Genomic DNA, 21,069 nt, shown 5'->3' with positions numbered 1-21,069 from the left:
TTAAAAATCAATTTCATCTAGCATAAACTCAACTTCTTCTTCAAGAATGTTGTCAGCTTGCCATAAAGCGTGAATAAAGGCTTGGAATCCATCCGTTTTCCTTTTAAATTCATCTTTTTTCAGATACTCTTTGTTTCCATCTTTTCTAATGTGGACATATACGTTGTTGGTGTACCAACGCATTAATGGATTATCACCAAATATGATTTGTCCATTTGCAAACAACGTTTCAACACGTGGAGCTAATAAAGAATGAATAGCTTTCGGATTACGAATATATAACAATTTAAATCCTTCCGCTTCCAGTGCTGTTTTAACAAGATCCAAACGGAATGTATCAGCTACAATCGTATTTACTCCATACATTTCACGCATTTTTACAAACCAGTCAACTATGTGAGAAATATTAATAACAGGTTCGTCTACTATAGTTAGTAATCCATTTTCAGCCCACTCATAAATAGGAGCTTTTAATTTCACTTTATCCAAGAAACCTTTTCTTACAAAGGAATGAGTTTTCCATATATAGTTTTCCCTATGCTTAAAAAGGAGTCCCACCGATGCAAAGTCTTTAATGCTGGCGTAATCGAGACCACCAACAGCAACTTTATGTGTTAAATCTGGTATTTCTCTCAATGTTTCTCCATCTTCTTCATACCCTGTACGCATGATTTCTTCCCATGGAGCTACAGCCTTGGTTAAATCTACTTCCGGTATATTCATCCTCTTAGTCATGAAATTTTCTCTGTTAGACGGATCGTTTTCTAGATTTTTATACTGACGCATAACTTTCTTAAACAATCCTCTAGCGTATTGACTCATTGGTTTACTAAACATCGGATTTGCTTTTTCCCACATATCGGGATTGTCTACTTCTTCTGCGTTATCAAGCTTACAAATAAAAGGAAACAACCTATCTTCTTTTTCTTTCCCTTTCAGGATATTCATAGCTCGCTCTTTCATTTTGTCAAGATAACCTTCACGAACAAATCCATCTGTGGTAATAAAAAATTCCCTAGAGTTAGGAACTTTACCTAAACCACTAGAGAACACTTCTACAACATCGCTATTTTCATACCTATGTATCTCATCATAAATAACACAACCGTCTCTTAACGAGTCTTTACTTCCTGCATTAGATGTATGAAATTCAAAAGTCGAACGAGTAGCTTTATTTGTTATCAATTGTTTTGTTGATACAAATAACTCATCTAATATTTCATGTTTTTTATTCTTCTCATAAACATCTATAAAAGAAGTTTTAGCTTGCCTTTCTGTATTAGCAACTACTGATACGTTGTAATGCTCAATACCATGCAATTCGCTAATAAAGAAGTGTGTCAATGCACTAATCAATCCGTTTTTACCAGCGCCCCTTGCCATCATCCAGAAATGCTGATCAAAATAAACATCCTCATATTCATCAAACAAAAACACAAATGCTATTAAAAATTTCTGAAAGGAATTTAATTTGAAATGCCACTTTTCTATGAAAGTTACACATTTATGAATTAAATCCATATCGAAATGTAAGTCATTACGGGTTAATATATCTTGCTTTAAATAATGTATAAGCATGATACGTTCTTTATTTAATAATACTGTTCCCGTTTCAAATAGTTCTATATATTCACTTACATACTTATGAACAATCATATTAAATCACTTGCCGAATATTTCTTAATTTCTTTTTTATTATTTCCTTCTGGCAGCAAATCCGTTAGTTGTTTAATGACCCTTTGATATGATTGATCACGGGTATTATATAATCGGGCAACAGGTCGTTCTCTTTCATACGGCTCTGTTTTATCAGATTGTGAGAACATTTCATAGTCACCATTCTCAGATATATCCATCCACATCTCATTTAATAAAACTCGTAATCTTGCTGCCTGAATAATTAATCCTTCAACCACTTTTAACTTACTGGGTGGGATGTCTTTAAATAATCTTTTTAAACGATTTTTTTCTTTATTAACTAGTACCTCACGTTCATCAATGTCCGCCATAATATCACCTCGATTCAATCATATTTTCATACTGGGTAGGGGTCCTATACGAAACAGCATAAAAATCTGGAAAAACGACCCCCTCCTCCGGTGCCCCTTAGACGAAAAAAAGCCCAACCTTCAAACCGGGGGGCCTTATCCCTGAATCATTTTCACCACTTTTCATCGTTTTCCCATTTGTTCGGTTTCTTTTTGAATGTTCTACCGTGTTCTTTATTATGGCAATCCACACAGACTGTTTCTAAGTTATCTATTTCTAATGCAAGTTCTGGATGATGTCCTAGTTCTTTTATATGATGGACAACGAGTTGAATCTTCTTACGCTTGGCACGCTCACTGTACTCATTGGTATCAGTTTGTACACGACCATTTCGTTTACATTCCTGACACTCATAATTGTCTCGCTTTTTTACTTCTTCTCGCAATTGTTTCCATGCCCTACTGTCATAGAACTTACGTTTTTGTTGTTTTGTTTTATATTCTCTCATTCTCTCTTTACCACTCTACTTTCGAACTACTCCTCTAAACAACCATCTATCAACCCTTCTTTTTAACCTCATAAAAAAGGAAGGATTGAATTGTTTTTGATTCTTTTCATCATTCTTTACTAATTCTTCTATTGTCGAATCCATAAGATGAGTCATTGAATAGAACATAGGTTGTTGCCCATACATTTTATAATATTTAAACTGAAGTTCATCCATTTCTACTACCGTTCGATTTTTAAAATATCTATGATAAATTATATCGTCCAAAGGACTTAGACCGAGCGCATCAATTTTCTTTTGTACCTCTGTTTCAATATGTTCCATCTTCTCCACTCCTCGTATCTGTTCTCATTCCAATACCATTGGGGCATTTGTTAATTTATATTCATTTTTATTGGTATACAAAACCAAAACTAACAAATAATAAGAGTGGATGAAAAATTTTCACTACGGCTTTGTACATTGAATGACCCCAATTAGCTATTCTACATCTTTGAAATGTATGAATATGTATGTGCTTCATCCTTTCAGTCACTCCATGAAGGATAAGGAACGTACTATGTAATTCACATTAAAACTAAACCATATTTTCTTTTGTTACAATTATACAGTCGTTCTTTATTCCTTTTCCATTCTTTACATATTTAGGTTTCCTAACAGGAAATAGACTTCCATCCATACTGGGGTATCTTCTCTCATTTTGTCCTTGTCAAGGACATTTTTATCAATCCCATTGTATATTCCTCATGTTATAATAATAATCTCTTAATCATATTTGATATCACATACAAGTTATATCAAACCTTTCTGTTTCTCTATTTGCACAGTTACTTATCATCCACAATTGATACGGTAACTGTGCTTTTTTTATTATTCCTTCAGAAGTTCATCCATAGTTTTATCTAACAAGCTAACCATCGCTTCTCTTCTTTGCTTTGGTGTTGTGTTATCTTCCAATTCATTAAAAATGGGAATTACACTCTCTAGTTGTCGTTTATCAATACGCTCATTTACAAGCTCTTGCCCTAACAGTGAAATGAATGTACCAATCGCAACCGCCTGTTCCTGTTTAGTTAGTTTCATTTGTTCTCACTCCTTATCCAAAATAAAGCACTCGAATGGATGCTTTAACTCGTATACTCAATTGGTATAAAAACCCTAATCACTTCCTATACTAAGAGTACGAATAAAGAACATATGTAAAGATACTCTCTTTTTCATATCTCATTCTTACAACACCCTATGGCATCAAATACATATGTTCCCCTTCAGCTTTTCCATTTAGGTGGATGACGAGCGTACTTGTATCTCAATTCATAAAGTTCCTCTTTATCATCATACAGTCGCTCTTCATCCAACTTTATTTTACCTTTATTACATGCCATTTCTTAGATGACCTTATTAACAAATCCATGCTAGTATAAAATTACAATCAAACATAATCCTTCCCCCTACGAAGGTATTTATGTTTTTCACTATCTATTCACACACTGAACAGCCAGATTATGTATCACAACATAATTTGGCTGTTCTTTTATTTTCCATACTCCATCCAAAATGAGCATGGATCTATTTAAGTTAAAGAAAAAGAGAGCTACCAAAGAATGGCCGCTCTTACATAATCTATATCGAAAGGAAGGTTTCTAGAAAAAGCACCATCAATAGGTGTTGTCCTACACTTTAATATATGCTTATCCCTTTAAAAAGTTCTATTTTTTTGGTAAATAAAGAAAAAATAAACGTGTAATTAACGTCATATGATAAGACTATCGATATTTTTTGGTTGTAAAAACCATATTTATTTTGTCTTTTAGTTCCATTCCCAACTCATTTACATATATTATCTTGAACCCTTACTTTTCGAACTATTATTTGTTCATGACTCACACACATAACGGTAATAGTGACTGTAAATTCAAAAAAATGGGTACGCTGGCACACGTACTCGTTTTTTACATAACCAAAGTTATAATATAGTATATGAACACGCTCTATTGCATTTCCTGGTATCCATGTAAAGAAGAAGCGATTTCATTCGCCTTTTTTTATTGATTCATTTTTATTGGTATTAAAAACCAATTCAAAGTCCATAATACAAATAGAGGAAGAACCTACCATCAAATTGGTGCACTGCATGTGCTTATACCCACTCGTGTATCGTATACCAAATAATATTCGTTCTTCTTCCTCCTATTTTTATTCAAAAGGTTGAAGAATGCACAGAATACCTTTCATCTAGAATAACCCACCACACTTACATATTCTTGCATTCTTCATTCCTACTACATATCCATTTTCCTCTTTTAGAAACTTTTCTATCCAAATTTTTCTCTTTTATACAACAAAAGAAAATTGTATTTCAGCTTCCCTTTCGACATACTACAGTAACATCCTCTCATCAAAATAAGCTCCCACCCATACATGTCTACCTCATTTTTTCATACAATATAATATCTCAACTAAAAGGAGACCTCTTTATGCACTATAAAAGTAAACTGCCAAACTGCAGTCCTAAACGCCCCTTGGCGATTCTTTTTTCACCTTATAAATCTGTCCAAAACACCATGTATCACACTCTTGCTAAACAAGATCAATTCGTATATACCAATGCAGATGGTTTGACTGAATATAAAAGTTCCAATATTCTCGCTCCTTCTGAAGTATCTTATTTCAATTTATTTATTAATGGCGTTATCCAGCCTCTCTCAACATATACTGTTGAACCTGGAAAATTAATCTTATTATCAGAAGAGCCACCTTCCTTACATGCACCTATTACATTACAATTCATTAGCATTTATCCGTAGGAACACAATTCCCCCTCTCACATATACTACAATAGGACAGCCATATTAAAGAAAAGGAGGATTTTTTCATGGCATTACAACTTATGAAACTCGCTATTACAGCTTCTACTTCTACCAATATTGATCCTGAAAGTTTACGTTTTTTCTATGTTGCTGCAGCTCCCACTACAGCAGGAAATACATTAACTATTGATGCTGCAGACTTTTTCCAAGATGATGGATCTGCTGTTACTGCTTTGCCCGTTCTACCTACTGATAATAGTTATGTTAACGTGTTTGTAAATGGTGTTTTACAAATGGGAGATATTTCAGTGTATACCCCAGGTGCAACAGGCGTTGGTTCATTAGCCATTACTGTTCCAGTTGGTGCAGATGATTTAATAACAGGAACACCTATTGTTTTGGAAATTGTACAATTTACACCAAGCGCTACGACAACAGTTACAACATAGTAAAAAGGGCCATTTTTATATAGGCCCTTCTACTATGGCTCAAATAGTCCATTCCCACTAAAACTTTTTTCTATCTACACAGAAAAAGAATGAACAACATCCATTATCCTTTCGTCAAAATCTTATGTTATTACTATAATTCATTTTTTCAAGGGTTTGTATAATGATTACTTACCTTAAGTAAATGTTAAGTTCTATTTGAGTACTCAATCTTTTCTCTCATGGCAGCATGTTTGTTGTAAATGTACTGTGAACTGTAGTTAAGCTCCTCAGCAATCTTTTCTAATGTCATGCCTTCCACATATTTTAGATATGCAATTTTATGTTCCAACCCTTTAAAGGTATTAATTAATTCTTTCAGTTTATACATGTCATTCATCTTATGTGCTAATTCGTATTCAATTGCTTCAATACGTTCTTCTACCTTTGCACCTTCTGATTCAGCAGTTAAACGTACATCTTGCAAATCACCACTGACCCAGCGTTTTAATTCAGCTTTTGTTTTATCTAAGTTGTAATCTAGATAAGCAACTTCTTGTTCTAATTCTTGATATACCTTTAGCCAGTTAAACAAATGATGATTCACCTACTTTCTATTAAAAAACAACAAATTTCATAAAACACGTTTATTTCCCTTTCTAAGACGTTTTAACACTTGTACACCTATTTGTATTCAGAAAGAAAAATAATTCCAAATTACTACGGTTCTGACGGTCGTTTCTTTGTCGAAACGTGTCTTTTATTTTGATATCACAATTACAGTATGTGAAATTAATTATTTCAATCCTCGTTTTTTCATTTGAGTATGTAAATTTGCTGTAGTCACACCCAATTTCTTTGCAATCCCCACATATGTCATTCCTTTATCACTCATGGTTACTGCCTTCTTACAAAATGCATTCCATTCGTTCACTGTTCTTGTTTTCTTCTGGTCCGTACCAATACGACCACCTAACAAAACGCCTAATTTATTTATTCTTATTCCTGTAGCACATTCTGTCCAACAATGCGCTACATCTCTACTACATCTATAATCACAACCTGTGCAATGTTTCTCTTGTAAATCTAAAATTGCAATACGGGCTTCTTTTTTATTCATATCGCTACCCACTCTAACTTATCTACATAGTACAAGTAATCTACTAACGCCCTATCAGTTGGTTTTACAAGATAAGCCTTATCATTAAATACTGCTCGTGGTATTGATTTCCGTCCACCTAATTTCGCAGCATGAACATATTCTTTTATTAATTCAAACGGAACTAAGAAAATGGAATGCTCTATACTAAATTCAATTAAGAAGAAACAAATCACCCCCAACTTTTCAGCTTGTTCTAGATACTCAATTTGATGTGGTGATATATTTTGTAAAGCAAAGCTTGTCTTATTTGTTGTCGCTTTTGCTTCAAATGCTATCATTCGCCCTTTATATATTCCGTCATAATCAACGGTTGACTTTTTTTCGAAATATCCTTCTTTTATTCTTCCATCTTTAAATAACTTTGTAACAACTACAGGTGTAGCACGTTTTGTAATTAATGCTATGTTCTTTCTCTTGTACATATCATTCGAAAAATTAATTAGATTCTCAAACGCAGCTCCATGATCCCCACTGTAAGCCATAATAACAACTCCTTTCTCAAATACTATTTTGTTAATTATGCCTTTGTAACTTTATATTCAAAGAAACTTTTAGATTTTTTATGTTTATCGCATGCAAACACATCTGTAGGAAGGTGCTTTCTACCTTGTGAATCTCTTGCTAATACAAATCCCTTAGTTGTGGCATCACTTTTACAACCAACATAATTGCATTTCTGCACTTTGCATTCTCCTTTGCTTATAAAATTCAAATTTAATAACACTCCAGGACTCTCTCATTTCAGAAAGTCCTGAGAACATAATCTATTTAACTTGAATCATCGGATTAGCTTCTCCACTTACTTGCGGTAACTTACCATCCCATTTTTCAATTTTTTTAATTTCTACAATTTCTGGAGTTAAAGACTTCTTAATAATCTCATTCGCTTCAGCTTTCCCTCTTGCTTCCTCAATGGCTTTCTCTGCATTGATTGTAGCTTGCTTTTTCTCAATCTCAGCTTTTTCAAGGTTTTGTTGAGCGTCTACTACTCCTTGAATTGCTTTCGCTGTATTTGCATCTGGTTTAGGTGCTTCTAACGTAACGGAATCTACTAAGAATCCAGTAGTGTCTACCATTTTTCTAAACTCTTTTTCTATTGATCCGTTAATCTCCCCTTGATGTTGAAATACCTCAAGAACTGAATAGTTAGAGAAAACGTTTAATGTAGCTTTCTTAAGTCGAGTTTGTAACCAACCATTTTCAATTACATCTGGAGCTTGTCCTTTGAACTTGTTATAAATCTTAGGCAGTTTCTCTGCATCATTCATGTAATCATAAGATAGACTCACTGTTAGAGGCTTACCATCTTTGGTTTGTACGCTGAATTTATCCACTTTAACCGTTTCTGTTGAAATAGGATAAGCTGTTACACGTTTAAATGGTGAAACTAAGTGCCATCCTTGTCCTAAGGTCTCCTTTTCAATTCCTGTACTTCTGTTATAAACAACACCTGCATGTCCCTGGTCAATCACCTTTACGCTCATTGCAGTTAAAATTCCACCTGTTAAAAGACTGAATCCTACTAATGCCGCACCTACGATTTTCTTTGTATTCATTTTATTTTTCCTCCTTGAACATGTTTTTAATTTTTAATACTACGTTTCCAATACACTCAAAAACTCCTAATTTACCTGCTATAATCCACAAAAATGACAACACTATGATAAACACTATAATTCCTACAAATAACGAGAACATAGCATCACTCCTTTTATTCACTTACTTTATCCAGCCATATCTTCAGCGAAAAATAGAATTTCTAAATTTCCTGTTGCTACTTCATACGTTTGATGCAAATTCATAACTTCTACTGTTGCTCTATCATCCATTACGTGTAAAACACGAGATGAGTACACGTCATCTGTTACAATATCACCAGAACGATACTCATTTGGCTTGCGTCCCTTTTGTGCAAATACACGTCTTACACTTTCTGCATTGATTTCTTCTACTGTTGCATATCTACATTTATTCGCATGATTGTATCCCCAATCACCATGTATTGCTCCTTCACATCCCCACGTTCCCCATAACTCCACTTTGTTATTAAATGTATCCTTAATCAATCGTTTCACTTGTGTAATAACTTTGTTATCTTTCGATTCGCATACAACCCATTGACCAGCAGTTACTTTCTTTTCATCAATTTGTAAATTCATTTCCTATTTCTCCTTAATTCAAGATTTATGAATTCAAACTAATTTGCTATATAAGTTAGCTTTCTACGCTTCATTATTTCTTCTCTTGCTGGTATAACCAACTTTGACCAAGGTGAAGCTTCTTTTGCCTTCTTTCCACATTCTGATCGTGTTAACACTGGAGTTGTTATGGCTTCTTCTACAGTCCACTTCAAACGTTTAACTCTGTCACGTGCCGTACTATAACTAATACCATTTAATTCAGCTTGTTCCGCTTGTCCATCAGTTAACACTTTATTTTTACATTTTGAATTGGCTTGTTCCGCCAATTTTAATGCTTGATACTTATCTATAGGTGGCTTACTGATTGCATCAATCAATCTCCAACCTTTTTTTATTCTTGCTGTATAAGTTGAATGAGAGATACCATTTTTCAAAGCTATTTCTTTAATGTTTTTCCATCTATTTGCGTTATATCTTGATGGTTTTGTCATTGCAATTTCTTTGTCCCATCCCAAATTTCTAATCCTACGTGTCAGTAATTCATTACTAATTCCATTCTTTGCAGCCGCCTCATATTCTTCTGGAGTTATATAATAATCATATGGATTCCGCATGAGTATCTCCTCCTATTCAATTGTTAATTAAGTTCTTGAATTTCTTTTAACGATCTATTCGAAACTTCAATACTACGAATCTTAAAACTATAATTCTTACGATATTTTTCACGAATTTTTAACGCCGCTTCTTCTTTCGTTTCAGCTTCACAAAATTCTAATTTAAATCCTGATTCTGTAACAATATCCACCATGTATGTATCTATAAGTGGCTCATAAATAAAATCATGATCTATTGTGATTTGTTCAGTCATTTCGCTCACCTTCTATCGGTGAAAGTGTAATAATCATTTGTTGCTCTAAAACGTTCCCTATCACAGCATTCATCCATAAATTAGGATTCATTTTTCTCATTAAAAATTCGATGACTACAATTAACTCTTCGGTAGATAAGGAAACAAATTCTCCTAAAGGTTCTTGATTGAACCTGCCACCACGTTTTTCAATTGTTAGACCTACTTCGTTGTCAATCACGTACCTTTTTGCAGTTACTAAATCAAATTGACGGACTTTCTCACGGCCGAATCCTATTATTAATTCCTTTAGTACGTCATGAATGACACGAAAATCTAACACTTTTACTTTCTGTTCAAGCTGCTCTCTACACTGCTTGCATAAAGTCCTTTCCAAACCAAAAATATATATTTTACTCATATCAGACTCAGGAAAAGGATTTTCGCATTTATAACACTCTTCTCCAATTACATCTTCAAATAGATTTAACATGTAAATCGCTCCTATGATTTATATTTGTTTAGCACTTCTTGCAATCTCTCACGCTCTTCATCAATAGATTGCGAGTTTTGCTTTTCAATTTCTTTTTTAGTTGGCTCAACATCTTCACGTAACCAATCTGGAACAATTTCTTTTCTATTTGAACGACCTGGTCCCGAACCATTCAATCGCTTGTTCTTACTCATTTCAAAGCGTCTATCTAATGCAGCAACATCATCTAATGTTTTTACTTTTTGCTTTTCCCAGCTTTTCAAAATGGCCTTAATGTAATTCCATTTTGGCTTATTTTCATCAATAGCTTTGTGAGCAGCATGTTTAATTAATTCGCTACCAAACGAATCACAAAACTCTCCTAATTCCGTAATAGCAATTTCACTTAACGGAATTCCTTCACCTTTTAAAAAGTTATAACTGACTTTAAATTCTTCATCGACTAATACATGTGATTTCGTTTCTTTCTTATCATCATGATAATAATTAGTATTTTGTATATTAGTATTTAATTTATTAGTACTTAGTATATTAGTATTTAGTAGTGTCGGATTTTCCACATGTAGGTTTCCCACAAGTGGCTTTTCCACATCTGGGTTTTCCACATGTGGAATTTCCATAAGTAGCTCTTCCTCATGTGGCTTCCCCATATCTGGTGTTTCATAAATTTCAGTTTCCCAATTTGTTATCTTCTTGCTCTTTTCATCACGAACAGGGTAACGCTTTATATATCCTAGCGCTTTTAACTCTTTAAACCCTGAACGTAACGAGTCTTCCCCGTCCTTAGCGTGTTGTGATAACTCACTTATATGAAAAGTCCAATTATCAGGTAATGTAAGTGCATAAGCTAAAATCCCTTTTGCCTTCCAAGACAACCTTTCATCTTTTAAACCGGTATTATTTATGACAGAATAATTGCTGTCTTTTTTCACTCGGATAATCCCCATAAAAGCCACCTCATAAATTCTCAAGAACTATATTTAATGTTATACTTATCAAGTAATATTTTTTCTAATAGGACCCGTTGCAGCGGGTTCTTTTTTATGAATTCCGTCGAATACTATCGACAACTTCTTTTCTTCCTCCCACTTCTTCCAAACGATCTGCTACTTCTAAAACCTTTTTTCTTTCTTTAGAAGAATCATTTTTTATTTTCTTGAAGTACATAGCTGATAACTCCTTTGAAATTTCTAAATCTCTGCTATTTTGCTTTTGATATAAATCATGAAGTTCAACATAAGCAATTTTGTCGCCGTTTCTATTGGCTTGCTCCATTTGTTTATATAAAAGTTGTCGGTTCTGTATACATTCCTTACGCTCTTTTTCTAATTCTGATGCCATCATCAAATGTTCTGGAAGTACTCTGTTTTCGGTTCCCATTGTTTAAACGCTCCCTTTCTAAACGATCACTTTCATCAAACTTTCGTTCAATGAAAGTACCGCCTTTATAAACTCCATACGCAAGTATCGCAATCCCTAATCCAAAGATACAGACATTCGTTGTACTTTCTACCGTTATAATGTCCATTAGGCTAAAATAAACACCTTTTTAGATTCCACTTCTTGCGATAATGCTTTATTTAGGTACTCTTTAATGTTATTCATTGCTTCTAATTTCCAAGCCCCACCGTCAGCTTCAAACAAACCACAACGAGCACCTTCACGCATTCTAAACACAAACCTACTTTCTGGTTGTTCTACTTCTACAAATGTTCTATATGGCATTAACTCAACTGGGTTAGGAACTTTCGCCTGCCCTCTTGTAGCAGTTCCTGTTTTTACAGTTACAGCTTGCGATACACCATCATCTTCAATTCCTTTTACCATTTCGTCTACAACATTTCCTATCACCTTTAAAATAATGCCACGATGATCATTTTCTACAAATCCTGACTGTAATGCGATATTAAGTTCTTCTCTGTCATAAAAACTATCAAAGTTAAAACGTGGAATAGATGCTTTCGCTTGGATAAATGTACTTCTTACCTTGTCGCCATTAACTGCTGTAAATACACTAACTGTCATCGGGTTCTCGATATGAATCATTAAAGGTACCGCTGTATCAAACTCCGATTTAATGTAACTTACCAATCCAGATAAACTACGTACAACAATTTCCGCTGGTGTTGGTTCTTGCACAAGATGTAAGCGTTGCGTTGAATATGTCTGTTCACCGATTTTGTGTGTTTTAATTGTTCCAATCTCTAATACCTTTTCAATTGCTTCTCTTGTCATAGTCATTTTTTATTTCCTCTTTTCTTAATTAGATTTAGTTTTCAAATAATCGATTACTACTGTTTGCTTCTCAGCAGCCTGACTTTGTTCTTTTTCTTCTACTTCTTCTACAGGTTGTCCAACATCTGTTTTCACATCACCCTGTAGATCCATATAAAACTGTCCTTGGATTCCAGAAGCTAGCTCTTGACCAACTAGGTTTCCATTTTGATCCATATCTAATAGAATCTTAGACTCTACCGCTTCGGTTGGTGCTAGTTTCGAAGTGGCTTGAACCTGACAATTCCATACATCACGCTTTTTATCACCAGCAAACGAAAGTGTTAAAACAATCTTTCTTGCTTTTTTAGGATCAGTATTTAAATCCGCCATATTTTCCATTACACGCTCAAACTCTTGATGAAATCTTTCAGCAAGTGCTCCATCAGCAAATGTATTTAAATCAATCATGACTTCCATTGCTTTTCCCACCTAAACCTTTCTTCTTAAAATTCAATATCCACTTGAATATCGATGTTCATAGGTAGTTCTTGAGCTACAATAATTGAATTAGGACTCATTCCTTTTTTAATCAATTTTTGAACTCCTTCTTTTGCTGCATCCTTTGTTTTGTATCCAAAAACATTTGGTGTACTGGATAAACTCGTAACAATTACTAGAATTTGTTGTTGCATGATTGCTCCTCCTACTGAACTTCCGCCATATTTATTTGTGCATTTGTAGCTGTAATTTCTTCTTCTAAAATAATTGGAAGTGAATATTCTTCATTAATGATTTGAATCGCTCTATCTAAATGATGACGTTTAATAGCTTTATAACTACTAATTCCAAACTCTCTATGTAATTGACTATAAATATCGCTATACACTTTTTTTCTAAGGCTAACATCCCTATAGGCATTAGATTCTTTACCACCTAATAGAAGAACACCTAGCTTTCTTACAACCTTTGATACTTCATCACATTCGATAGCATATAAAGGAGCGTTTTCTCTTAAATCCTTCACATCTGATTTAATATCTTGAATTTCTTGTTTTTGACCTTCTAAAACATCAAATGTGAGTTTCAGAATACTCATCGGATCTTTAGGAAGTTGTTGCTGATTTTGTATGTGTTGTTTCATTCGTTTAAACTCTTCAATAAACCTAATTTTCATTTGAACAGCTTCTTTTGTGTTGTAACTCATTGCAACCAACGCAAAAGCTTCTTCTGTCAAATCGTATTTGGGCATTCGTTTGTTTTGCGTATTAATGTAAGTGGACTGGTGAAAATTTACCTGTCCGAATTCTTGACCTGCATAATCGATTTGTTTACGGACATCTTTCAATACATTGTTATGTTCTTTTCCAAACATACTTGCAATCGTCAAACTGTCAGTTACAATTTTCCCATTACTTTCAAATACCAATTTATTTTTTCTTTCATTTACTATAGTTAATCCATCCATATTAGTTACCTCCTATAAATTTGGAATCACTTTAGTTGCATTTGTATAACGATGTACTAAATACAATTCATTACTTACCTTTTTAAATATCAACCAATTATCAGGATTTAAATTGTATGATTTAATATGTATTTTTTCCTTCTTGGTTGGTTTTTTGCCATTTTTCATTTAATTCACCTCACCTTTGTTCAACATATGGATATTTTTCATAAAAAAATGCAATTGGCACTTTCCCACGCTCAACCCAATATCCCTTTGCTTTTAGTTCATCATTCATAACTTTAATTCTTATTTGAGCGGTTCTTATACAGCCAAGCCCCAACATTGACTGTACTTCCTTTGAATTATAGAAAAGTTTTTTATTCATTCTTAAACACCTCCGACCTAACTACCTTTAAACGGTACCGTGATACAAAAAAAATTCATCATCATAAATACCATCGTGTACTTGTGGCAAACGAATCATATCTGAAGGTATGCCGTATACTAAAGATGCTTTTTTTAACACGGTACCGGGAATAGCAGTAATACCTCTTTCATAATTACTAAGTGTTTTTGCAGTAACTCCAATCTTTTCGGCTGCCGGTTCTTGCTTAAGCCCAGCATTAACTCTCGCTGCGGCTAATGTAATTTGAAACATCTTTTTCAACTCCTTTCGACAAGTTCTGATTTTAATTTACTACCGTTTTACCGAATTGTCAACGGTAATTCGGTAAAAAAATTCCTTTTAAAAGTAGTTTCCCCATTTACAATGCTACCGATTTTCGGTATTATAGTATTAGAAAGTGAGGTGAACAAAGGAACATGGATGCTAATACTTTAAAAATAATTTTTTCAAATAACCTAAAAAAATATTTGAATCGGAATGGGATTTCTCAAACAGATTTAGCAAATGAACTGAATATACCAGAAACTACTTTTTCAAATTGGATGCAAGCAAAAACTTATCCGAGACCAGATAAAATTCAAATGTTAGCAGATTATTTCAAAATTACTCGATCAGATTTAACCGAAGAAGAACAAAATTATGATGAAGAATGTTCAATAAGTGTTCAGATTCCAGTACTAGGTGCCATTGCTTGTGGTTCTCCTATACTAGCTGAACAAAATTACGAAGAATATCGTTGTGAAGCAGCTGACCATCTTCCAAGTGGAAAATTGTTATATCTTAAAGCTAAAGGGAATTCAATGGAACCGACAATACCTAATGGCGCTTACGTAATGATTCGCGAACAACCGAACGTAGAATCTGGAGAAATAGCTGCGGTTCTAGTAAATGGAGATACCGAAGCCACCTTAAAAAGAATTAAAAAACAAGGGAATATCATTATGCTTATGCCAGATAACCCAACGCACAATCCAATGATTATAGATGAAAATAACCCAGCTAAGATAATCGGCAAAGCAATCAGATTTACTCAAGATTTGTAATTCTTTTGCGCAAGAGAATTATACAGAAGGAGCAGCTAATCTATATACGTTTGCTGCTCTTAACTATATATAAAAGGAGTAACCTTAATGCCTGTTTATAAAGATAAAGAGAGAAAAACTTGGTATTTCAAAGTTAGATATAAAGATATGTACGGTAGAAATAAGCAAAAATTAAAAAGAGGTTTTAAAAAACGTGGAGATGCTATTCTAGCTGAAGCTGAATTTGTTGCAAGTATTAAAGATGCATTCACAGATGAAGTGACCTTTGATGAAGTATTTGAACATAATATCAATTTTAAAACTTACAAACCTAAGACTATTCGTCGTCGTACTAATGAGTATAATCTACATATCAAACCACGTTTTGGTCACATTAAAGTTAAAGATATTAATACTCAACAAGTTCTAGATTTCCAAAAGTATTTAAGTAGTTCATTAAGTTCTCCTGAAAGTGCAAGAACCGTCTATAGCAATTTCAAAGTATTAATGAATCATGCTAAAAGATTCTATAACCTTCGGTATGATCCAACATTGCAAGTACCAACTATGCCTAGAGGCAAAAAACGAATTGATTTTATTAAAAGAGAAGATTTTGATAAACGTGTACAAGAATTTAATATGCATTACTATAAAGAGTTAACGATTCTCATGTTTTATACAGGATTACGTGTAGGAGAAGCGCTTGCTTTAAAGTGGATTGATATTGATTTAGCTGAACAGCAAATTAACGTTAATAAATCATGGAGTCTAAATGAGAGAGTTTTAACATCGGTAAAAACAGCTGCAAGTGAAGCGATTGTTCCAATCCCAAAATTATTAGTAGGAATGTTCGGTGGGATAAAAAAAGAATCCGCAGAAAAAACATACGGATTCGATGAAAATCATTTTGTATTTTGTGGCGTTACTCCATATCACTATAACCACTATCATAAAAAGTATAAGGAAGTTTTCCCAGAATTACGTATCCATTCATTACGTCACAGTTATGCAGCATATCTTATAAATAAAGGCGTAGATATTTATCTCGTTAAAGAATTAATGCGTCACGAAAATATCAAAGAAACCGCTGATACTTATGGACATCTGTATATTGAACGGAAACAAAAAGCTATGAGCGTATTCGACGACTAATTGGTATCATATCGGTATCATAAAAATAACGATTTGCAATTAGCCGTTGATACACTTATAATCTCTTTATCCTATAGAACCTTCCATCTCAAACTTGATTAGGCGGTTCATTTCAACTGCGTATTCCATTGGAAGTTCGCGAGTGAATGGCTCGATGAAGCCCATTACGATCATTTCTGTAGCTTCTTGCTCAGAAATACCGCGGCTCATTAGGTAGAATAATTGTTCTTCTGATACTTTCGATACTTTCGCTTCGTGCTCAAGTGAAACGTAATCGTTTTTGATTTCGTTGTAAGGAATTGTATCAGATGTAGATTGGTTATCCATGATTAACGTGTCACACTCGATGTTAGAGCGAGAGTTTTTCGCTTTTGGTCCGAAGTGTACGATACCACGGTAAGTTACTTTACCACCATGCTTCGCAATCGATTTAGAAACGATTGTTGAAGACGTGTTTGGTGCTAAGTGAATCATTTTCGCACCAGCATCTTGGTGTTGGCCTTTACCAGCAATCGCGATTGATAATGTTAAACCACGAGCGCCTTCGCCTTTTAAGATAACTGCTGGGTATTTCATCGTTAATTTAGATCCGATGTTACCATCAATCCATTCCATCGTCGCGTTTTCTTCACAAACCGCACGTTTTGTAACTAGGTTGTATACGTTGTTCGCCCAGTTTTGGATTGTTGTATAACGGCAATACGCATCTTTTTTAATGATGATTTCTACTACCGCACTGTGAAGTGAGTTAGTAGTGTAAACAGGTGCTGTACAACCTTCTACGTAGTGTACGTGTGCACCTTCGTCTACGATGATAAGCGTACGCTCGAATTGTCCCATATTTTCAGAGTTAATACGGAAATACGCTTGAAGTGGTGTATCAACTTTAATACCTTTTGGAACGTAGATGAATGATCCACCAGACCAAACTGCAGAGTTTAATGCAGAGAATTTGTTGTCTGTTGGTGGGATTACTTTTCCGAAATGCTCACGGAAAATATCTTCGTTCTCTTTTAATGCGCTATCTGTATCTTTGAAGACGATTCCTAGAGCTTCTAGGTCTTCTTTCATGTTGTGGTATACAACTTCAGATTCGTACTGTGCAGATACACCAGCTAAATATTTTTGCTCAGCTTCTGGAATACCTAATTTATCAAATGTTGCTTTAATTTCATCAGGTACTTCATCCCAAGACTTCTCAGATTTCTCAGATGGTTTTACGTAGTACGTAATTTCATCGAAATCTAAGTCATTTAAGTCGCCGCCCCATTGTGGCATTGGCATTTCATAGAACTTATCCAGTGATTTTAAACGGAAGTCTAACATCCACTGTGGTTCTTCTTTCATACGTGAAATCTCTTCAACGATCTCTTTTGTTAAACCGCGTCCAGCACGGAAAATCGAAACGTCTTTGTCTTTGAAACCATATTTGTAATCGCCGATATCTGGCAGTTGCTTCGCCATGTTGGTGTGTCCCTCCTTAGATAACCTCATTTTTAGGAACCTTTAACATTACTTATCTTCGTTTAAGCCCTTTTCTAACGCTTTCCACGCTAATGTTGCACATTTAATACGTGCAGGGAACTTGCATACGCCTTGTAATGCTTCAATATCTCCTAAATCGATGCTGTCATCGTACTCTTTTCCTAGCATCATGTCAGAGAAAATTTTCGAAAGCTGAAGTGCTTCTTCAATTTTCTTACCTTTTACTGCTTGTGTCATCATTGAAGCTGAAGACATTGAGATTGAACATCCTTCGCCTTCAAACTTCGCCTCTTGCACAATACCTTCTTCTACTTTCATCGTAAGTTGAATACGATCGCCGCAAGTTGGATTGTTCAAGTTAACAGTAACACTATCTTCTAACACGCCATTGTTACGAGGATTCTTATAATGATCCATAATAACTTGACGATATAACGTATCTAAATTATTAAATGACATTTGTGAAATACTCCTTTGTCTTGATTAGCGATTCAACAAATGTATCAATTTCTTCTTTTGTATTATATAAATAGAAGCTCGCACGTGCTGTTGAAGAAGCTTTTAGCCACTTCATAAGCGGTTGTGCACAGTGATGTCCTGCGCGAACTGCAATGCCTTCTACATCTAATACAGTCGCTACATCGTGAGGATGTACGTCTTCAATATTAAATGTAACAAGACCAGCGCGATGCTTTGGACCATAAATTGTAACGCCATCTACTTCTGATAGTCTTTCTAAAGCGTATTGCGCTAATTCATGTTCATGCTTTTCAATATTATCAAGACCGATTTCTTCTAGGAAATCAATTGCCGCACCAAGTCCGATTGCATTACCGATAATCGGTGTACCTGCTTCAAACTTCCACGGAAGCTCTTTCCAAGTAGATTCTTGTAAATCTACGAAATCAATCATTTCACCGCCAAATTCAATTGGCTCCATATTGTTCAGCAATTCTTTTTTACCATATAATACGCCGATGCCTGTAGGTCCGCACATCTTATGAGCAGATAATGCGTAGAAATCACAGTTTAAATCTTGTACATCTACTTTCATGTGAGGTGTACTTTGTGCACCGTCAACGACCATAATTGCGCCATTTTCGTGTGCGATCGCTCCGATTTCTTTTACAGGGTTAATCGTTCCAAGCACGTTTGAAACTTGCATAATAGAAACGATTTTTGTATTCGGTGTAACTGTTTGACGAACATCTTCTAAAGAAATTGTACCGTCTGGTTGAAGCGGAAGGTATTTTAAAGTTGCACCAGTTTTCTTCGCAACTTGTTGCCACGGAATGATGTTACTATGGTGCTCCATGTAAGAAATAACGATTTCATCGCCTTCTTTTACATTTTCAAGACCATAGCTAGCCGCTACTGTATTTAATGCAGTTGTCGTTCCGCGCGTGAAAATAATCTCTTCCATTGATTTCGCGTTAATAAACTTGCGAACTTTCTCGCGTGCACCTTCATACGCGTCGGTAGCTTTCGTACCGAGCGTATGAACACCGCGATGCACGTTAGAATTATATTCTTTATAGTAACGTTCTAACGTTTCAATGACTTGAATTGGTTTTTGAGAAGTTGCTGCACTATCGAAATATACAAGTTGTTTGCCGTTCACTTTTTGATCAAGAATTGGAAACTGTTTGCGTATTTCATGAATATTCATTAGCGAACTTTCCTTTCAATTACCTCAACAAGCTGTGCTTTTACTCCTTCAATTGGAAGCTCATTTACTACAGGTGCTAAGAATCCATGGATGACTAAACGTTCTGCTTCGCGTTTTGGAATACCACGGCTCATCAAGTAGTATAATTGGTACGGATCTACGCGGCCTACTGAAGCTGCGTGACCTGCCATTACATCATCTTCGTCGATTAAAAGAATTGGGTTTGCATCCCCACGAGCTTTCTCATCTAACATAAGAACGCGAGAAGATTGTTGTGCGTTTGATTTAGATGCACCGTGTTCAATCTTACCAATCCCGTTAAAGATAGATGTTGCACTATCTTTTTGTACACCGTGTTTTAAAATCCAACCTTCAGAGTGTTTACCGAAGTGAACAACTTTAGTTGTAAAGTTTTGTGTTTGGTTACCACGGCCAATTGTTACTGTTTTCGTATCAGCATATGAACCGTCGCCCATTAAGTTTGTAACGTTCTCTGAAATTGTATTTCCGTCATTCATAAGGCCTAGAGCCCAATCAATGCGACCGTCGCGTCCAACAACACCGCGGCGGTTAACGTAAGTTGTTACGTCTTTTGCTAATAGATCAACCGCACCAAATTTAACTTGTGCGCCTTGTTCCACGATTACTTCTGCTACGATATTTGCAATACCTTTAGCATTTTCATTTGCAACATAGTTTTCTACATAAGTTGCAGTACTGTTCGCATCAGCTACGAATAATACATGGTTATATACGTTAGCTTCTTCGCCGTCTACTAAGAATACAGCTTGAAGTGGAGTTTCAAGAACAACGTTTTTCGGAACATATACGAATGCACCGCCGTTGATTAATGCAGCATGAAGTGCAGTTAAACGATGCTCGTCTACCTTCACGCCGTCTTTCATTAAATACTTTTGTAATAGTTCAGCATGCTCTGTTGCAGCTGTTACGATGTCTGTAAAAATAACACCTTTTTCTTTTGCTTCGTCTGCTAAAGAAACGAACGCAGTTGTACCAGTACGTTGTACTAATACACTGTTATTTTCATCGATTAAGTTTTTCACTGCTTCTGGAAGCTCTGTTAAAGAACTTACAGGCTCTTGCTTAGCAGCGTCGCCTTTTCCGATAAAGTCCCATTTTTCAATTTTCGTTTTATCAGGCGTTGGCATTGGAAGTTCTGTTACTTGTGCAAGAGCTTGTAAGCGGAACTCAGTCAACCAAGCAGCTTCGTTTACTTCGCTTGCGCGCTGACGGATTGTTTCTTGATCGAAAGGTAATGTACCGATTGTCATG

The 21,069-nt window shown here is 35.0% G+C and carries 32 protein-coding genes; 4 read left to right on the top strand and 28 right to left on the bottom strand.

The annotated features are described in order from the left end of the window. The 5 genes from MHI28_RS21810 to MHI28_RS21790 form a co-directional block, all read right to left on the bottom strand. A complete protein-coding gene (locus MHI28_RS21810; RefSeq protein WP_016123350.1) occupies positions 1–1,656 on the bottom strand; it encodes a terminase TerL endonuclease subunit in 1,656 nt (551 codons plus the stop codon). Beyond that, positions 1,653–2,009: a hypothetical protein gene (locus tag MHI28_RS21805; protein WP_000763336.1), complete on the bottom strand. Its 357-nt coding sequence runs from the start codon at positions 2,007–2,009 to the stop codon at positions 1,653–1,655. Before MHI28_RS21805 ends, MHI28_RS21810 begins: the two co-directional genes overlap by 4 nt. Positions 2,010–2,161: 152 nt before the next feature. Further along, positions 2,162–2,497 carry an HNH endonuclease gene (locus MHI28_RS21800; RefSeq protein WP_078187444.1) on the bottom strand — a complete coding sequence of 112 codons (336 nt, stop codon included), beginning with the start codon at positions 2,495–2,497 and terminating at the stop codon, positions 2,162–2,164. Positions 2,498–2,512: 15 nt separating this feature from the next. Next, the gene (locus MHI28_RS21795) at positions 2,513–2,821 is read right to left on the bottom strand and encodes a hypothetical protein (protein ID WP_061656728.1); all 309 of its coding nucleotides are present in this window, start codon (positions 2,819–2,821) and stop codon (positions 2,513–2,515) included. Positions 2,822–3,367: 546 nt separating this feature from the next. Next, entirely contained in the window at positions 3,368–3,580 is a 213-nt protein-coding gene (locus MHI28_RS21790) for a hypothetical protein (RefSeq protein ID WP_078187446.1), read from the bottom strand. Between the two features lie 1,394 nt (positions 3,581–4,974). On the opposite strand from MHI28_RS21790, the gene MHI28_RS21785 reads away from it, so the two are divergent. Both MHI28_RS21785 and MHI28_RS21780 read left to right on the top strand, forming a co-directional pair. Next, positions 4,975–5,304, top strand: a complete 330-nt coding sequence (locus MHI28_RS21785; protein WP_072192505.1) for a DUF4183 domain-containing protein — start codon at positions 4,975–4,977, stop codon at positions 5,302–5,304. 68 nt (positions 5,305–5,372) lie between these two features. Beyond that, positions 5,373–5,756, top strand: a complete 384-nt coding sequence (locus MHI28_RS21780; protein WP_072192506.1) for a DUF4183 domain-containing protein — start codon at positions 5,373–5,375, stop codon at positions 5,754–5,756. Positions 5,757–5,943: 187 nt separating this feature from the next. On the opposite strand, the gene MHI28_RS21775 is transcribed toward MHI28_RS21780, so the two are convergent. The 19 genes from MHI28_RS21775 to MHI28_RS21685 form a co-directional block, all read right to left on the bottom strand. Beyond that, the gene (locus MHI28_RS21775; protein ID WP_078187447.1) at positions 5,944–6,330 is read right to left on the bottom strand and encodes a hypothetical protein; all 387 of its coding nucleotides are present in this window, start codon (positions 6,328–6,330) and stop codon (positions 5,944–5,946) included. Between the two features lie 201 nt (positions 6,331–6,531). Beyond that, positions 6,532–6,855 carry a hypothetical protein gene (locus MHI28_RS21770; RefSeq protein ID WP_078187448.1) on the bottom strand — a complete coding sequence of 108 codons (324 nt, stop codon included), beginning with the start codon at positions 6,853–6,855 and terminating at the stop codon, positions 6,532–6,534. Continuing rightward, a complete protein-coding gene (locus MHI28_RS21765) occupies positions 6,852–7,379 on the bottom strand; it encodes a Holliday junction resolvase RecU (RefSeq protein WP_000331717.1) in 528 nt (175 codons plus the stop codon). The genes MHI28_RS21770 and MHI28_RS21765 overlap by 4 nt, the downstream gene beginning before the upstream one ends. A 35-nt stretch (positions 7,380–7,414) precedes the next feature. Further along, entirely contained in the window at positions 7,415–7,579 is a 165-nt protein-coding gene (locus tag MHI28_RS21760) for a hypothetical protein (protein ID WP_001168009.1), read from the bottom strand. Between the two features lie 82 nt (positions 7,580–7,661). Beyond that, the gene (locus MHI28_RS21755; protein ID WP_078187449.1) at positions 7,662–8,453 is read right to left on the bottom strand and encodes a prohibitin family protein; all 792 of its coding nucleotides are present in this window, start codon (positions 8,451–8,453) and stop codon (positions 7,662–7,664) included. A gap of 168 nt (positions 8,454–8,621) precedes the next feature. Next, positions 8,622–9,056, bottom strand: coding sequence for a hypothetical protein (locus MHI28_RS21750; RefSeq protein WP_197263180.1), 435 nt, complete (start codon positions 9,054–9,056; stop codon positions 8,622–8,624). A 38-nt stretch (positions 9,057–9,094) separates the two neighbouring features. After that, entirely contained in the window at positions 9,095–9,652 is a 558-nt protein-coding gene (locus MHI28_RS21745) for a hypothetical protein (protein ID WP_078187451.1), read from the bottom strand. A 23-nt stretch (positions 9,653–9,675) separates the two neighbouring features. Further along, positions 9,676–9,906 carry a hypothetical protein gene (locus MHI28_RS21740; protein WP_000139235.1) on the bottom strand — a complete coding sequence of 77 codons (231 nt, stop codon included), beginning with the start codon at positions 9,904–9,906 and terminating at the stop codon, positions 9,676–9,678. Continuing rightward, on the bottom strand, positions 9,899–10,378 hold the full coding sequence (locus tag MHI28_RS21735; protein ID WP_078187452.1) for a hypothetical protein: 480 nt from the start codon (positions 10,376–10,378) through the stop codon (positions 9,899–9,901). Before MHI28_RS21735 ends, MHI28_RS21740 begins: the two co-directional genes overlap by 8 nt. 11 nt (positions 10,379–10,389) lie before the next feature. Further along, the gene (locus MHI28_RS21730) at positions 10,390–11,325 is read right to left on the bottom strand and encodes a DnaD domain protein (RefSeq protein ID WP_197263182.1); all 936 of its coding nucleotides are present in this window, start codon (positions 11,323–11,325) and stop codon (positions 10,390–10,392) included. 94 nt (positions 11,326–11,419) lie between these two features. Continuing rightward, positions 11,420–11,758 (bottom strand): hypothetical protein, encoded by a 339-nt coding sequence (locus MHI28_RS21725; protein WP_000536404.1) that lies wholly within the window; start codon positions 11,756–11,758, stop codon positions 11,420–11,422. Next, positions 11,691–11,906: a hypothetical protein gene (locus tag MHI28_RS21720; protein WP_014894867.1), complete on the bottom strand. Its 216-nt coding sequence runs from the start codon at positions 11,904–11,906 to the stop codon at positions 11,691–11,693. The genes MHI28_RS21725 and MHI28_RS21720 overlap by 68 nt, the downstream gene beginning before the upstream one ends. Further along, on the bottom strand, positions 11,906–12,619 hold the full coding sequence (locus MHI28_RS21715) for a hypothetical protein (protein ID WP_042597301.1): 714 nt from the start codon (positions 12,617–12,619) through the stop codon (positions 11,906–11,908). The genes MHI28_RS21720 and MHI28_RS21715 overlap by 1 nt, the downstream gene beginning before the upstream one ends. An 18-nt stretch (positions 12,620–12,637) precedes the next feature. Further along, complete coding sequence (locus MHI28_RS21710) at positions 12,638–13,072, bottom strand: replication terminator protein (RefSeq protein WP_197263183.1); 435 nt, start codon at positions 13,070–13,072, stop codon at positions 12,638–12,640. Between the two features lie 26 nt (positions 13,073–13,098). After that, positions 13,099–13,287: a hypothetical protein gene (locus MHI28_RS21705; RefSeq protein WP_327946524.1), complete on the bottom strand. Its 189-nt coding sequence runs from the start codon at positions 13,285–13,287 to the stop codon at positions 13,099–13,101. Between the two features lie 11 nt (positions 13,288–13,298). Next, the gene (locus MHI28_RS21700; protein ID WP_327946525.1) at positions 13,299–14,060 is read right to left on the bottom strand and encodes a Rha family transcriptional regulator; all 762 of its coding nucleotides are present in this window, start codon (positions 14,058–14,060) and stop codon (positions 13,299–13,301) included. Positions 14,061–14,072: 12 nt separating this feature from the next. Then, positions 14,073–14,228 carry a DUF6906 family protein gene (locus tag MHI28_RS21695; protein WP_016099148.1) on the bottom strand — a complete coding sequence of 52 codons (156 nt, stop codon included), beginning with the start codon at positions 14,226–14,228 and terminating at the stop codon, positions 14,073–14,075. Positions 14,229–14,238: 10 nt separating this feature from the next. Next, a complete protein-coding gene (locus MHI28_RS21690) occupies positions 14,239–14,427 on the bottom strand; it encodes a hypothetical protein (protein ID WP_327946526.1) in 189 nt (62 codons plus the stop codon). A 27-nt stretch (positions 14,428–14,454) separates the two neighbouring features. Next, positions 14,455–14,700, bottom strand: coding sequence for a helix-turn-helix domain-containing protein (locus MHI28_RS21685; protein WP_327946527.1), 246 nt, complete (start codon positions 14,698–14,700; stop codon positions 14,455–14,457). Positions 14,701–14,864: 164 nt separating this feature from the next. Here MHI28_RS21685 and MHI28_RS21680 point away from each other — a divergent pair, with 164 nt between their 5' ends. Beyond that, the gene (locus MHI28_RS21680; RefSeq protein WP_000339851.1) at positions 14,865–15,491 is read left to right on the top strand and encodes a LexA family protein; all 627 of its coding nucleotides are present in this window, start codon (positions 14,865–14,867) and stop codon (positions 15,489–15,491) included. 87 nt (positions 15,492–15,578) lie between these two features. Next, positions 15,579–16,622, top strand: a complete 1,044-nt coding sequence (locus MHI28_RS21675; RefSeq protein ID WP_327946528.1) for a site-specific integrase — start codon at positions 15,579–15,581, stop codon at positions 16,620–16,622. Between the two features lie 66 nt (positions 16,623–16,688). Here MHI28_RS21675 and sufB read toward each other — a convergent pair whose 3' ends face one another. Genes sufB through sufD form a run of 4 tightly spaced genes read right to left on the bottom strand, consistent with a single transcriptional unit; the run spans position 16,689 to position 21,068 of the window. Then, the gene (gene sufB / locus MHI28_RS21670) at positions 16,689–18,086 is read right to left on the bottom strand and encodes a Fe-S cluster assembly protein SufB (protein WP_001118824.1); all 1,398 of its coding nucleotides are present in this window, start codon (positions 18,084–18,086) and stop codon (positions 16,689–16,691) included. A 48-nt stretch (positions 18,087–18,134) separates the two neighbouring features. Next, the gene (gene sufU / locus MHI28_RS21665) at positions 18,135–18,566 is read right to left on the bottom strand and encodes a Fe-S cluster assembly sulfur transfer protein SufU (protein WP_000009525.1); all 432 of its coding nucleotides are present in this window, start codon (positions 18,564–18,566) and stop codon (positions 18,135–18,137) included. Then, the gene (gene sufS / locus MHI28_RS21660; RefSeq protein ID WP_001020767.1) at positions 18,556–19,776 is read right to left on the bottom strand and encodes a cysteine desulfurase SufS; all 1,221 of its coding nucleotides are present in this window, start codon (positions 19,774–19,776) and stop codon (positions 18,556–18,558) included. The genes sufU and sufS overlap by 11 nt, the downstream gene beginning before the upstream one ends. Then, the gene (sufD, locus tag MHI28_RS21655) at positions 19,776–21,068 is read right to left on the bottom strand and encodes a Fe-S cluster assembly protein SufD (protein WP_000152190.1); all 1,293 of its coding nucleotides are present in this window, start codon (positions 21,066–21,068) and stop codon (positions 19,776–19,778) included. Before sufD ends, sufS begins: the two co-directional genes overlap by 1 nt. Position 21,069 lies beyond the last annotated feature (1 nt).

It is taken from the genome of Bacillus sp. FSL K6-0268 (assembly GCF_038005425.1).
Lineage (GTDB): Bacteria > Bacillota > Bacilli > Bacillales > Bacillaceae_G > Bacillus_A > Bacillus_A thuringiensis_S.
The sequence above is the reverse complement of the archived record's forward strand: the minus strand, read 5'-3'. Positions and strand labels throughout refer to the sequence as shown.

Bases quoted from the DNA above. Each gene is read 5' to 3' on its own strand.
- MHI28_RS21810 (WP_016123350.1), bottom strand. From the start codon at position 1,656: ATGATTGTTCATAAGTATGTAAGTGAATATATAGAACTATTTGAAACG.
- MHI28_RS21805 (WP_000763336.1), bottom strand. From the start codon at position 2,009: ATGGCGGACATTGATGAACGTGAGGTACTAGTTAATAAAGAAAAAAAT.
- MHI28_RS21800 (WP_078187444.1), bottom strand. From the start codon at position 2,497: ATGAGAGAATATAAAACAAAACAACAAAAACGTAAGTTCTATGACAGT.
- MHI28_RS21795 (WP_061656728.1), bottom strand. From the start codon at position 2,821: ATGGAACATATTGAAACAGAGGTACAAAAGAAAATTGATGCGCTCGGT.
- MHI28_RS21790 (WP_078187446.1), bottom strand. From the start codon at position 3,580: ATGAAACTAACTAAACAGGAACAGGCGGTTGCGATTGGTACATTCATT.
- MHI28_RS21785 (WP_072192505.1), top strand. From the start codon at position 4,975: ATGCACTATAAAAGTAAACTGCCAAACTGCAGTCCTAAACGCCCCTTG.
- MHI28_RS21780 (WP_072192506.1), top strand. From the start codon at position 5,373: ATGGCATTACAACTTATGAAACTCGCTATTACAGCTTCTACTTCTACC.
- MHI28_RS21770 (WP_078187448.1), bottom strand. From the start codon at position 6,855: ATGAATAAAAAAGAAGCCCGTATTGCAATTTTAGATTTACAAGAGAAA.
- MHI28_RS21765 (WP_000331717.1), bottom strand. From the start codon at position 7,379: ATGGCTTACAGTGGGGATCATGGAGCTGCGTTTGAGAATCTAATTAAT.
- MHI28_RS21755 (WP_078187449.1), bottom strand. From the start codon at position 8,453: ATGAATACAAAGAAAATCGTAGGTGCGGCATTAGTAGGATTCAGTCTT.
- MHI28_RS21750 (WP_197263180.1), bottom strand. From the start codon at position 9,056: ATGAATTTACAAATTGATGAAAAGAAAGTAACTGCTGGTCAATGGGTT.
- MHI28_RS21745 (WP_078187451.1), bottom strand. From the start codon at position 9,652: ATGCGGAATCCATATGATTATTATATAACTCCAGAAGAATATGAGGCG.
- MHI28_RS21740 (WP_000139235.1), bottom strand. From the start codon at position 9,906: ATGACTGAACAAATCACAATAGATCATGATTTTATTTATGAGCCACTT.
- MHI28_RS21735 (WP_078187452.1), bottom strand. From the start codon at position 10,378: ATGTTAAATCTATTTGAAGATGTAATTGGAGAAGAGTGTTATAAATGC.
- MHI28_RS21730 (WP_197263182.1), bottom strand. From the start codon at position 11,325: ATGGGGATTATCCGAGTGAAAAAAGACAGCAATTATTCTGTCATAAAT.
- MHI28_RS21725 (WP_000536404.1), bottom strand. From the start codon at position 11,758: ATGGGAACCGAAAACAGAGTACTTCCAGAACATTTGATGATGGCATCA.
- MHI28_RS21720 (WP_014894867.1), bottom strand. From the start codon at position 11,906: ATGGACATTATAACGGTAGAAAGTACAACGAATGTCTGTATCTTTGGA.
- MHI28_RS21715 (WP_042597301.1), bottom strand. From the start codon at position 12,619: ATGACTATGACAAGAGAAGCAATTGAAAAGGTATTAGAGATTGGAACA.
- MHI28_RS21710 (WP_197263183.1), bottom strand. From the start codon at position 13,072: ATGGAAGTCATGATTGATTTAAATACATTTGCTGATGGAGCACTTGCT.
- MHI28_RS21705 (WP_327946524.1), bottom strand. From the start codon at position 13,287: ATGCAACAACAAATTCTAGTAATTGTTACGAGTTTATCCAGTACACCA.
- MHI28_RS21700 (WP_327946525.1), bottom strand. From the start codon at position 14,060: ATGGATGGATTAACTATAGTAAATGAAAGAAAAAATAAATTGGTATTT.
- MHI28_RS21695 (WP_016099148.1), bottom strand. From the start codon at position 14,228: ATGAAAAATGGCAAAAAACCAACCAAGAAGGAAAAAATACATATTAAA.
- MHI28_RS21690 (WP_327946526.1), bottom strand. From the start codon at position 14,427: ATGAATAAAAAACTTTTCTATAATTCAAAGGAAGTACAGTCAATGTTG.
- MHI28_RS21685 (WP_327946527.1), bottom strand. From the start codon at position 14,700: ATGTTTCAAATTACATTAGCCGCAGCGAGAGTTAATGCTGGGCTTAAG.
- MHI28_RS21680 (WP_000339851.1), top strand. From the start codon at position 14,865: ATGGATGCTAATACTTTAAAAATAATTTTTTCAAATAACCTAAAAAAA.
- MHI28_RS21675 (WP_327946528.1), top strand. From the start codon at position 15,579: ATGCCTGTTTATAAAGATAAAGAGAGAAAAACTTGGTATTTCAAAGTT.
- sufB (WP_001118824.1), bottom strand. From the start codon at position 18,086: ATGGCGAAGCAACTGCCAGATATCGGCGATTACAAATATGGTTTCAAA.
- sufU (WP_000009525.1), bottom strand. From the start codon at position 18,566: ATGTCATTTAATAATTTAGATACGTTATATCGTCAAGTTATTATGGAT.
- sufS (WP_001020767.1), bottom strand. From the start codon at position 19,776: ATGAATATTCATGAAATACGCAAACAGTTTCCAATTCTTGATCAAAAA.
- sufD (WP_000152190.1), bottom strand. From the start codon at position 21,068: ATGACAATCGGTACATTACCTTTCGATCAAGAAACAATCCGTCAGCGC.